This is a genomic window from Planotetraspora phitsanulokensis (assembly GCF_016863295.1).
Classification (GTDB): Bacteria; Actinomycetota; Actinomycetes; order Streptosporangiales; family Streptosporangiaceae; genus Planotetraspora; species Planotetraspora phitsanulokensis.
On sequence record NZ_BOOP01000006.1, the window covers coordinates 71175 to 83036 of the forward strand.

An 11862-nucleotide genomic window follows, 5' to 3' on the forward strand; every position below is an offset into this window, starting at 1 on the left:
CTTTCCATACTCGTTCGTCCTGCACCGGCGAGGTACCGGTTTGCCCGGTTCCCGAGGTAGCCGGTGTTTTGGATGTCTCCACCTAAATCCTCCTGGGGAGTTGATCACTTCTAAGGCAGCCTCGAACGCCCCCTCACTCGCCCCGAAAGCGGCCGGCTCAGCCGCTCAGCAGTCCCGCGGCCCTGGCCCAGCGATACTTCGCGCCGAGCACGGCCACCGGCTTCTCGGTCGTGTATGGATAAGCCACCACGCCGTGGTCGAACAGGTACTCGCATGCCTCCTCTACTTCCGTGTCGCCCGCGAGCGACGCGACCACCGGCTTCGTGTTGCCCTTCGCACGCTCGTCCGCCACCACGCGGGCGATGAGCTCGGCGAAGACCATTGGGGGGGTCACGATGGTGTGCCAGTAGCCGAGAACGAGTGCGTGGATGCGTGGATCCGACAGGCCGAGCCTGACGGTGTTCTCGTAGGTGCTCGGCGGCTCACCTCCGGTGATGTCGATCGGGTTGCCTGCCGCCCCGAAGGGGGGAATGTAGGCGCGGAAGGCCTCGTCGAGATCCGGGGGGATCTCCATGAGCGTGAGGCCGTTGTCCACGCAGGCGTCGGAGAGCAGCACGCCCGAGCCGCCGGCGCCGGTGATGATGACGACGTTCTCGCCCTGCGGCGTGGGCATCAGCGGCAGCGAGCGGGCGTACTCGAGCATGTCGTTCAGCCCGGCCGCCCGGACGACGCCGGCCTGGCGGAGGATGTCGTCGTAGACCTTGTCGTCGCCGGCCAGCGCGCCGGTGTGCGACCCGGCCGCTCTGGCGCCCATGGCGGTGCGGCCGGCCTTCAGCACGATCACCGGCTTGTTCTTCACCACCCGCCGGACGGCGTCGACGAAGCCGCGCCCGTCCTTCAGGTCCTCCAGGTGCATGGCGACGCAGCGCGTGTTGTCGTCCTGCTCGAAGAAGGTGAGCAGGTCGTCCTCGTCGACGTCCGCCTTGTTGCCGACGCCGACGATCGCGGACACGCCCATCTTGGTGGTGCGGCTGAAGCCGAGGATGGCCATGCCGATGCCGCCGCTCTGCGAGGTCAGGGCGACGCTGCCCTTCACGTCGTACGGCGTGCAGAACGTCGCGCAGAGGTTCTCCGGCGTGTAGTAGTAGCCGTAGATGTTGGGCCCGAGCATGCGGACGCCGTGCCTGCGGGCGATCTCGACGATCTCCTGCTGGCCCTCGACGTTGCCGGTCTCGGCGAAGCCCGACGGGATCATGACGGCCCCGGCGACGCCCTTGCGGCCGACCTCCTCCAGGGCTCCGGCGACGAACTTCGCCGGGATGGCGAACACGGCGACGTCGACCTCGCCCGGCACGTCGGAGATGCTGGGGTAGGCGGGCAGGCCGAGGATCTCCGGCGCCTTCGGGTTGATCGGGTAGATGTGGCCCTGGTAACCCCCGTTGATGAGGTTCCGCATGACCGAGTTGCCGATCTTCCCGGTCTCCCCCGACGCGCCGATCACCGCCACCGATCGGGGCTTGAAGATCCGGTTCATGGAGGCGAGGATCTGGTCGCGCGGCAGCCGTACGGGCTCGGTGACGGGCCCCTCCGCGAGGAGGATGCGCACGTCGGCGGCGATGGCGCCCTCGGCGGTCGCGAAGACCGGGTTGAGGTCCACCTCGGTGATCTCGGGGAAGTCGCTGACGAGGGCGCCGACCCGCTCGATCATCGCCGAGAGCGCGGCGCGGTCGGCGGGAGCGGCTCCGCGGGCGCCCTTCAGGACGTCGGCCGCCTTGATGTCGTCGAGCATCCCGGTGGCCTCGTCGCCGGACAGCGGGGCGAGCCGGAAGGTCACGTCCTTGATGACCTCGACGAGCACGCCGCCGAGGCCGAAGGCGACGACCTTGCCGAACGTCGGGTCGGTGACCGCGCCGATGATCACCTCGTGACCGCCGCCGACCATCTGCTGGACCTGGACGCCGTCGATCGCCGCGTCGGCGTTGTAGGCGTGGGCCGCGGCCATGATCTGGCCGTAGCCCTCGCGGACCGCCTCGGGCGTGGCGAGCCCGACGAGCACGCCGCCGGCCTCGGTCTTGTGCAGGATGTCCGGGGAGACGATCTTGAGGACGACGGGGAGGCCGATCTCGGCCGCGAGCGCCGCCGCCTCGTCGGCGGACGTCGCGAGGCCCTCGCCGGGGGTGGCGATGCCGTACGCGTCGCAGATCCGCTTGCCCTCGGGCGCGGTCAGGCCGGTACGGCCCTCGGCCCGCGCCTTGTCCAGAACCTCGCGCACCGCCTGGGGATCGGGGGTGACGTTGTTCGGCATCAGATGACTCCGTTCGACTTCAGCTCGGCGAGCTCCTCGGCGGTGACGCCGACGGTCGCGTAGATCTCCTGGTTGTGCTCGCCGAGAAGCGGCGGGGTGGTCACGTTGACCGGGGAGTCCGACAGGTTCAGGGGGCTGCCCACCGTCGCGAAGGTGCCGCGTTCGGGGTGGGCGACGTCGACGATGATGCCCTCGGCCCTCAGCGAGTCGTCCTCGATGAGCTCCTTGGTCGACAGGATCGGGCCGCAGGGGATGTTCGCGGCGTTCAGCGCGTCGAGCACCGCCCACTTGCCGTGCAGGCTCGTCCACTCCTCGATGAGCTGGAACATCTTGTCCAGCTTGGGCAGCCGGGCGGCGGGGGTGGCCCACTCGGGGTCGTCGGCCAGCTCGGGGCGGCCGATGATCCGGGCCAGGGGGGCCCAGCCGGGGGGCTGGACGATCACGTAGATGTAGTCGTTCGGCCCGCCGGGGGCGCACTTGACGGCCCAACCCGGCTGGCCGCCTCCGGAGGCGTTGCCCGAGCGGGGGACATCGTCGCCGAAGGTCTTGTTGGGGTATTCGGAGAGCGGCCCGTGGGTGAGGCGCTGCTGGTCGCGCAGCTTGACCCGGCACAGGTTCAGCACGGCGTGCTGCATCGCCACCTGGACCCGCTGGCCGCGGCCCGTGTGGGTCCGCTGGAAGAGGGCGGCGAGGATGCCGGCCACGGTGTGGATGCCGGTGCCGGAGTCGCCGATCTGCGCGCCGGTCGCGAGCGGCGGGCCGTCCTCGAAGCCGGTGGTGCTCATGGAGCCGCCCATGGCCTGGGCGACCACCTCGTAGGCCTTGAAGTCGGCGTACCGGCCGGGGCCGAAGCCCTTGATCGAGGCGTAGATCAGCCGCGGGTTGAGCTCCTGGAGCCGCTCCCAGGTGAAGCCCATGCGGTCGACGGCCCCGGGGCCGAAGTTCTCCACGAGGATGTCCGCGTCGCGGACGAGCTCCGTGAAGATCTCTTTCCCCCGATCGCTCTTCATGTTGAGCGTGATGCTCTTCTTGTTGCAGTTGAGCATGGTGAAGTAGAGGCTGTCCACGTCCGGGACGTCCCGCAGTTGTTGGCGGGTGATGTCACCGGTGGGGGACTCCAGCTTGACCACGTCCGCGCCGAGCCAGGCGAGGAGCTGGGTGCAGGAAGGGCCGGACTGGACGTGGGTCATGTCGAGGACGCGGACACCTTCGAGTGCTCTGCTCATCGAGGCTCCCCTACTTGTACATGGTCTGGTTCATGGTCCCGGGGGCGTAGACGTCCGGGTCGACCCATACGTTGATCAGCGCGGGCTTGCCCGACTCGCGGGCCCGCTCCAGCGCCGGGCGGATGTCCGCGGGGTCCCGGACCTCCTCGCCGTAGCCGCCGAGCATCCGGGCGAACTCGTCGTACCTGACGTCGCCGAGGGTGTTGCCGACGCGGCCCCGGTCCTGGCCGTACTTGGCGGCCTGGCCGTAGCGGATCTGGTTCATCGAGGAGTTGTTGCCGATGACCCCGATGAACGGCAGGTCGAAGCGGACCATCGTCTCGAAGTCCCACCCGGTGAGGCTGAAGGCGCCGTCACCGAACAGGCACAGCACCTCCTTGTCGCGCTGGGCGTACTTCGCGGCCATCGCGAAGGCGACGCCGACGCCGAGGGTGCCGAGGGGGCCCGGGTCCATCCAGTGGCCCGGCGACTTGGGCTGGACGACCTGGCCGGAGAAGGTGACGATGTCGCCGCCGTCGCCGATGTAGATCGTGTCCTCGGTGAGGAACTCGTTGATCTCGTGGACGAGGCGGTAGGGGTCGATCGGCTGCGAACCGGACAGCTGCCGGGGCAGCCGCTTCTCGAACGCCTTGGTCTCGACCTCGCGCAGCTCCTCGAGCCACTTCTTCCTGCGGGCGCTGCCGTTGTCCTCACGGCCGGTGGCCGCGGCCGCGGCGGCCGACAACACGAGCCCGGCGTCACCGACGATGCCGAGGTCGATGTCGCGGTTCTTGCCGACGGTCCGGTAGTCGAGGTCGATCTGCACCACCGTCGCGGTCGGCGACAGGCGCTTGCCGTACCCCATCCGGAAGTCGAACGGCGTGCCGACGATGATGATGAGGTCGGCCTCGGTGAAGGCGTAGCGCCGCGACAGCTGGAAGTGGTGCGGGTCGCCGGGCGCCAGCGTGCCGCGGCCGGAGCCGTTCATGTACGCCGGGACGTTGAGCGCGCGGACGAAGTCGACGGCGTCGTCGGTCGCGCGGCAGGTCCAGACCTGGCTGCCCAGGAGGATGGCCGGCTTCTCCGAGTGGACGATCAGGTCGGCGAGGCGCTCGATCGCCGCCGGGTCGCCCAGCTGGCGCGTGGAGGCGCGGTAGCGACCCGCCTCCGGGATGCGCGCCTTCTCCAGCGGGACCTTGGCGTCGAGCACGTCGCGCGGGATCTCCAGGAACGACGGCCCGGGGGCGCCGTTGTAGCACTCCCTGAAGGCCATCGACACGATGTCGGCCACCCGCTCCGTCGACGGCACCGTCGCGGCGAACTTGGTGATCGGCGTCATCATGTCCACGTGCGGGAGGTCCTGCAGCGAGCCCATCTTGTGCTGGCTGAGCGCCCCCTGGCCGCCGATGAGCAACATCGGGCTCTCGGCTCTGAAGGCGTTGGCCACGCCGGTCACGGCATCGGTGGTGCCGGGGCCCGCGGTCACGACGGCGCAGCCGGGTTTGCCGGTGATCCGCGCGTAGCCGTCGGCGGCATGCGCTGCGACCTGCTCGTGGCGGACGTCGACCACCTCGATGCCCTCGTCGATGCAACCGTCATAGATGTCGATGATGTGACCGCCGCACAGCGTGAAGATCACATCGATCCCCTCCGCCTTGAGCGCCTTGGCCACGAGGTGACCGCCGGAGATCGTTTCCTCGGCATCCGCTGTCATCTGTGTCGTCCTCTCGCTGTCGCGAATTCGTCTAACTCCATACTGCATACCGTATGTTGCAGGTGTACTCCGGCGGCCGGGCGATGTCCAGACCCTTTCGGCCCGGGACCGGAGGACGTTTCAGCCGGGGAGGGCGAGCAGTTCGACCTGATCGCCCTCCCACCTGGGCGGAACCACCGCCAGCGCGTCCGCGAGCGCCGCGCCCCACAACGAGCCGGGACGGTCGTGCCCCACGCGGACCGCCCCCCGGGCGGAGCGCCGGACCGCCACCAGGCGGGTGTCCGACGGGTGCGCCGGCGACGGCCCGGCCAGCGACGTGCGCTCGCCGCGCGCCTCCGGCAGCCCGAGCAGGCCGCGGACCGCCGGGACCAGCAGGGTGAGAGCGGCCGACAGGGCGGCGAAGGGGTTGCCGGGCAGTCCCACGACGAGCCCGCCTCCGGGTAGGCGGGCGAGCAGCTGCGGATGGCCCGGCCGCACGGCCACGCCGTCCACGAGGATGTCGGCGCCGAGCCGCTCGAGCACGGGACGCAGATGATCCGCCCGGCCCTTCGAGGAGGCCCCGCAGACCGCCGTCACGTGCGCGGACCCGCCGTGCGCGGACAGGGCCGCGGTCAACGCGGCCTCGCCGTCCGGCAGCCACAGCGGCTCACCCGCCGTCCCGCCCGCCCAGCCGATCAGGCCGGGCAGGAAGGGCCCCACGGCGTCGCGGACCATCCCCTCCGCCGGCAGACCGGAGCCCGTCACCTCGTCTCCCGTCACCAGCACGGCGACGTGGGGACGCGGGAGCACCCGCAGCGTGTCGTGGCCGAGGCCGGCGGCGAGCCCGAGGACGAGCGGCGTGACGGGCGTTCCCGCGGCCAGGACGGCGGTGCCCGCCACGCACTCCTCGCCCCTGCGGCGGATGTGCTTGCCAAGCGGCGAGGCACCCGACACCTCGAGCGCCGGGCCGTACCGCGCCTGCGCGGCCTCGTAGGGCAGCACCGACTCCGCGCCCACGGGCACGGGGGCGCCCGTCGCGATCTCGACGGCCGTGCCGGGCGAGAGAACCCCCTCATGGCGGGCCCGGCCCGCCAGCACCCGGCCGACGACGCGCCAGGGCGCGGGGCCGCAGACCGCGTAGCCGTCCATCGCGGACACGTCGTCGCGGGGCAGGTCGACCAGCGCCCGCATCGGCTCCGCGAGGCGGCACCCGGCGGCCTGCTGAAGGGGCAGGTCGGAGGGGGGAAGCCGGCGCACCGCCTGCGCCGCGATCCGCCGTGCGGTGTCCCACGGAACCGCGCCCCCATGCCGGTCCCGTCTCGGCGGGCCCGCCAGGACCGTGCTCGTTTTCCTGGACAGAACCCTGTCGGCGACGGTCATCAGCGGCTCCTTGACCTCAATTTTGCCATACTGTATACCGAATGCACAGTCGACGCGAGAACGGAGCAACTGTGAAAGTCGCTGTTCTTGGCGCCGGCGCCATCGGTGCGTATGTGGGGGCCGCCCTGCATACCGCCGGCGTCGAGGTGCATCTCATCGCCCGCGGGGCCCACCTTGCGGCCATGCGGAAGTCCGGCGTCCGCGTGTTGAGCCCCCGAGGGGACTTCACCGCCCACCCGCACACGACCGACGATCCGAGTGAGGTCGGCCCGGTCGACTTCGTCTTCCTCGGGCTGAAGGCCAACTCCTACGCCTCCGCCGACCACATGGTCCGTCCGCTGCTCCACGAGAACACGGGAATCGTCGCAGCGCAGAACGGCATCCCCTGGTGGTACTTCCACCGCCTTCCCGGCCCCTACGAGGGCTACCGCATCGAGAGCGTGGACCCGGGCGGCGGCGTCACGGCCGCGCTCCCCCTTGAGCGGGCCATCGGGTGCGTCGTCTACGCGGCCACCGAGATCGAGGAACCCGGCGTGATCCGCCACCTCGAGGGCACCCGCTTCTCCATCGGCGAGCCGAGCGGGGAGCTGTCCCCGCGGTGCCTGTCGCTCAGCGAGGCCATGATCGCCGGCGGGCTCAAATGCCCCGTCGAGGCCGACCTGCGCCGCGACATCTGGGTGAAGCTGATGGGCAACATCGCCTTCAACCCGATCAGCGCCCTGACCAGGGCCACCATGGCCGGAATCTGCAGACACCAGGGGACGCGCGAGCTCGTCGTCGCGATGATGCGCGAGACCGTCGACGTGGCCAGGCGGGTCGGCTGCGACCCGCACATCTCGATCGAGCGCCGCCTCGCCGGCGCGGAGAAGGCGGGCGAGCACAAGACCTCCACGCTCCAGGACCTGGAGAAGGGGAAACCGCTCGAGCTCGACGTGATCCTCGCCGCCGTCGTGGAACTGGCCGATCTCACCGGCGCGTCCGTCCCCACCCTGCGCGCCATCCACTCGGTGACCGACCTGCTGGACGAACAGGTACGGCAGAGCCTCCTCCCGGTCGCCGGGATCCGGTAGACCGCACACGCACTCGGGAAAGGACGGCACATGACGACCAGGCGTGCCGGACGCCGCGAGAGGCCGATCCCTCACTCGCCCCGCGAGGGCGTATTCGGGCTCCGGCACGCCGGGAAGGCGTCGGACGATGGGTAGGGTCACCGTCCGGCGCCGCGTCCTTCGGCTGAACGACTCGGCCGCCACGCGCAAGGTCGACGCGCTGGCGGCCGAGGAACCGCTGGAGATCCGGCTGAACGGGAGTCCGCTCACCGTCACAATGCGGACTCCCGGCGACGACTTCGACCTCGCCGTGGGATTCCTGGTGAGCGAGGGCGTCATCGGCTCGGCGCGGGACGTCGACACCATCCGCTACTGCGCCGGGGCGACGGTGGACGGCGAGAACACCTACAACGTCCTCGACGTACGGCTCGCGCCGGGCGTCACACCCCCGGCGGTCTCGCTGGAGCGCAACTTCTACACCACCTCCTCCTGCGGCGTGTGCGGCAAGGCCTCGCTGGAGGCGGTCCGCACCGTGGCCCGCTGGGAGGTCGCCGGCGATCCCGTGCGGCTGGAGCCCGAGCTGATCGCGGCCCTGCCCGACAGGCTCAGGTCCGCCCAGCGGGTGTTCGACCGGACCGGCGGCCTGCACGCCGCGGGGCTGTTCACGTCCTCGGGCGAGATGTTGTGCGTGCGCGAGGACGTCGGGCGGCACAACGCCGTCGACAAACTGCTCGGCTGGGCCCTGCGCGGCGACCGGCTCCCCCTCACGTCCACGGTGCTGATGGTCTCCGGCCGCGCCTCGTTCGAGCTGGTCCAGAAGGCCGTGATGGGCGGCATCCCGGTGCTCGCCGCCGTGTCCGCGCCGTCGTCGCTGGCCGTCGAGCTGGCCGCGGAGCGGGGGCTGACGCTGCTGGGCTTCGTACGCGGCGCCTCCATGAACGTCTACACGGGAGAGGAGAGGATCACGCGGAAGGCCGCATGAAAACGGAATATGCCTTGCCAGGCATATTCCGTTTGTGGCATGTTAAGGGAGTGTCCGACGCGATCTGGTCCACGCTGATCGACCCCAACCGCCGCGCGATGCTCGACCTGCTGCGCGAGCGCCCGCGCACCGTGGGCGAACTGGTCGACGAGCTCGACCTCACCCAGCCGACCACGTCCAAGCACCTTCGGGTGTTGCGTGACTCGGGCTTCGTGCGCGTCCACAAGGACGCGCAACGTCGTGTCTACGCCATCGACCCGGCGCCGCTCGCCGCGCTCGACGCGTGGCTCGCGCCGTACCGGCTGCTGTGGAACGACCGGCTCGACGCCCTCGGACACCACCTCGACACCACGAAGGAGCCCTGATGGACCGCGGAACGTTCATCCAGCACGAAGGCCGGCCCGCCGTACGCTTCGAGCGCACCTACGCGCATCCGGCCGAGCGGGTCTGGGAGGCCGTCTCGACCCCGGAGGGACTGGCCCACTGGTTCCCCTCCACCGTCGAACTGGAACCCCACGCGGGCGGGAAGATCACGTTCTCCGGCGATCCGAACCTGGAGGCGATGACCGGCACGGTCCTCGCGTTCGAACCGCCGCGCCGCCTCGCCTTCTCCTGGGGCGGCGACGAACTCCGGTTCAACGTCGAGTCGATCGACGCGGAGCACTGCCGGCTCACCCTGGTCAACGTGCTCGAAGCGCGGGACACCGCCGCCCGCAACGCCGCCGGCTGGACGGTGTGCCTCGCCGAACTGGGCAAGCACCTGTCCGGAGCCTCGGCGGATGGGCCGCACAGCACGTCGGCCGAGCCGTGGCAGCCCCTCTACGACGAGTACGTGGCGTCGGGCATGCCGTACGGCGCGGCCGTCCCCAGCGCCTGAACCGGCCCGCCGCCCGGCGTACCGCCTCTGTCGGCCCGCGTGATCCCCGGTCACGCGGGCCGATCGCGTTTTCACGCAAAGTCATCGGAATTTGGGCCCGTAATCCTTCTTACACAGACGGTGGAGCCGATGTAAAACCGCGGCCGCCGCCCTCGTGGCCGTGCCGCTGGCGACCGCACAGCCCGCACAGGCCGCCGCCAGCATCTGCTCCGCCCGCTACGGAGCCGACTGGAACGTCGGCAACCAGGGATTCTGGTGGGGAGCCGCCGCGGCCAGCAGGGCGCAGAGCAAGCGGATGGTCATCGACATCGCCGGCCCGTCCAAGTCCAACGGCGCGCTGTCGCACATCTGGACCTGGTACAACGGCGAGAGCCAGTACTGGTGCCTGCACCGCATCAACTTCGCCGACGGCTCATACGCGTACCAGATGCGGAATTACTACACCGGGAAGTGTCTGGACCTGGTCACCAATCCCGCGAACGGATCCCGCGTCAAGCAGCAAGACTGCAGTTCGGCTTATGCGAACCAGCGGTGGGTCCAGGAATACGTCGGCTCGGTGACGACGCCCGAGGGAACGAAGTCGGGTTATTCGTTCCGTCGCGACGACACCTCCTTCTGCCTGGACGTGCTGGGCCAGGGAACGGTCGACGGAACCGCCCTTCAGGTGTGGGGTTGCAAATACTCCGGCAACCAGGTGTTCTACTGATCGGATCAGACCCGCGACGAAGTTCACCATCGCCGGCCATTCCGCCGCCGGACGGTCCGCCGGGCAGGAATTGACATCCCCGTAATGGCCTTCATTCGCCGGCGTGAGTGATCCCCATTCCGCGACGACCTGTGAACGGGCGACGGCATGCAGGAACTCACGCCGGCTTCGGGTATGCATCCCTTCGGGGGTGAGGCGATGACGCGGTGTCTGGTCACGGGGGCGACGGGCTACATCGGCGGCAGGCTCGTGCCGCAACTGCTGGACGCCGGCTACGACGTCCGGTGCATGGCCAGGGCCGCCGGCAGGCTGCGGGACCAGACCTGGCGCGACCGGGTGGAGGTCCGCGAGGCGGACGCGATGATCCCCCAGCAGACCCGGGCGGCCCTCGACGGGGTCGAGGTCGCCTACTACCTCATCCACACGATGGGGTCGGGACGCGACTTCGCTCGGAAGGACCGGCGGGCGGCGGAGGTGTTCGCCGCCGCGGCCGGGGACGCGGGCGTGCGCCGGATCATCTACCTCGGCGGACTCACCACCGCCAGCAGGCCGTCACCGCACATGCGCTCGCGCGGGGAGGTCGAGCGGATCCTGCTGGCGTCGGACGTCCCGACCGTCGCGCTCCGCGCCGCGATGATCATCGGCTCGGGGTCGGTGTCGTTCGAGATGCTGCGCTATCTCACCGAGCGGCTGCCGGTCATGACCACACCCCGCTGGGTGCGCACACTGACGCAGCCGATCGCGATCAGGGACGTGCTGCGCTATCTGGTGGGCGTAGCGGAGCTGCCCGCCCAGGTGAGCCGGGCCTTCGACATCGGCGGCCCCGACGTCCTCTCGTACGCCGACATGATGCGGGGATACGCCGAGGTCGCAGGCCTGCCACCTCGCATGATCATCCCGGTTCCCGTGCTCACCCCGCGGCTGTCGAGCTACTGGGTCGGACTGGTCACGCCGGTGCCCGCCGGAGTCGCCCGGCCGCTCGTGGAATCCCTGCGCAACGAGGCGATCTGCCATGAGCACGACATCACCCGGTACGTCCCCGACCTCCCCGAAGGGCTCATCGACTTCCGCCAGGCCGTGCATCTGGCGCTGCGCCGGATCAAGGAGGCCGACGTCGCCACCCGCTGGTCGTCGGCCTCGACTCCGGGCGCGCCGAGCGACCCGCTGCCGACCGACCCCGACTGGGCGGGCGGCAGCCTCTACGTCGATGAGCGCAGCAAGGTCGTGAACGCCTCCCCTGCCGCGCTGTGGCAGGTCATCGAGGGGGTCGGCGGCGACAACGGGTGGTACTCCCTGCCCGTCGCCTGGCGGATCCGGGGGCTGCTCGACCGCCTCATGGGCGGGGTCGGCCTGCGCCGGGGAAGGCGCGACGCCAACAGGCTGCGGGTCGGGGACGCCGTCGACTTCTGGCGGGTCGAGGAGATCGTCCCCGGCGCGCTGCTGCGGCTGCGCGCCGAGATGCGGCTGCCCGGCCTGGCGTGGCTGGAGCTCGCCTGCCACGAGGAGGACGGCCGGACGGTCTACTGCCAGCGGGCCATCTTCCATCCGCACGGCCTGCTCGGCCACCTCTACTGGCGGGGCATCTCGCCCCTGCACGGGCTGATCTTCGGCCGCATGCCGGGCAACGTCGCCAGGGCCGCGGCCCGGCAGAGCCACGCCGCCTGA

Annotated in this window: 10 protein-coding genes; 6 read left to right on the forward strand and 4 right to left on the reverse strand. The window is 70.5% G+C overall.

The window, feature by feature from the left end; translation table 11 throughout:
- Positions 1 to 157: 157 nt before the first annotated feature.
- From Pph01_RS08685 to Pph01_RS08700, 4 genes are all read right to left on the reverse strand, one after another.
- On the reverse strand, positions 158 to 2305 hold the full coding sequence (locus tag Pph01_RS08685; RefSeq protein WP_204072480.1) for an acetate--CoA ligase family protein: 2148 nt from the start codon (positions 2303 to 2305) through the stop codon (positions 158 to 160).
- Entirely contained in the window at positions 2305 to 3531 is a 1227-nt protein-coding gene (gene frc / locus Pph01_RS08690; protein WP_204072481.1) for a formyl-CoA transferase, read from the reverse strand. The genes Pph01_RS08685 and frc overlap by 1 nt, the downstream gene beginning before the upstream one ends.
- 10 nt (positions 3532 to 3541) lie before the next feature.
- Positions 3542 to 5224, reverse strand: a complete 1683-nt coding sequence (locus Pph01_RS08695; RefSeq protein ID WP_204072482.1) for a thiamine pyrophosphate-binding protein — start codon at positions 5222 to 5224, stop codon at positions 3542 to 3544.
- A 120-nt stretch (positions 5225 to 5344) separates the two neighbouring features.
- A complete protein-coding gene (locus tag Pph01_RS08700) occupies positions 5345 to 6583 on the reverse strand; it encodes a molybdopterin molybdotransferase MoeA (RefSeq protein WP_204072483.1) in 1239 nt (412 codons plus the stop codon).
- 71 nt (positions 6584 to 6654) lie between these two features.
- On the opposite strand from Pph01_RS08700, the gene Pph01_RS08705 reads away from it, so the two are divergent.
- The 6 genes from Pph01_RS08705 to Pph01_RS08730 all read left to right on the forward strand — a co-directional run bounded on the left by Pph01_RS08705 (position 6655) and on the right by Pph01_RS08730 (position 11862).
- Entirely contained in the window at positions 6655 to 7653 is a 999-nt protein-coding gene (locus tag Pph01_RS08705) for a 2-dehydropantoate 2-reductase (protein ID WP_204072484.1), read from the forward strand.
- A 127-nt stretch (positions 7654 to 7780) separates the two neighbouring features.
- Positions 7781 to 8614 carry a formate dehydrogenase accessory sulfurtransferase FdhD gene (gene fdhD / locus Pph01_RS08710; protein ID WP_204072485.1) on the forward strand — a complete coding sequence of 278 codons (834 nt, stop codon included), beginning with the start codon at positions 7781 to 7783 and terminating at the stop codon, positions 8612 to 8614.
- A gap of 50 nt (positions 8615 to 8664) precedes the next feature.
- Positions 8665 to 8979: an ArsR/SmtB family transcription factor gene (locus Pph01_RS08715; RefSeq protein WP_275412807.1), complete on the forward strand. Its 315-nt coding sequence runs from the start codon at positions 8665 to 8667 to the stop codon at positions 8977 to 8979.
- A complete protein-coding gene (locus Pph01_RS08720) occupies positions 8979 to 9491 on the forward strand; it encodes an SRPBCC family protein (RefSeq protein ID WP_204072487.1) in 513 nt (170 codons plus the stop codon). The genes Pph01_RS08715 and Pph01_RS08720 overlap by 1 nt, the downstream gene beginning before the upstream one ends.
- 160 nt (positions 9492 to 9651) lie before the next feature.
- Positions 9652 to 10197, forward strand: coding sequence for an RICIN domain-containing protein (locus tag Pph01_RS08725; RefSeq protein WP_204072488.1), 546 nt, complete (start codon positions 9652 to 9654; stop codon positions 10195 to 10197).
- 198 nt (positions 10198 to 10395) lie between these two features.
- Positions 10396 to 11862 carry an SDR family oxidoreductase gene (locus Pph01_RS08730; protein WP_204072489.1) on the forward strand — a complete coding sequence of 489 codons (1467 nt, stop codon included), beginning with the start codon at positions 10396 to 10398 and terminating at the stop codon, positions 11860 to 11862.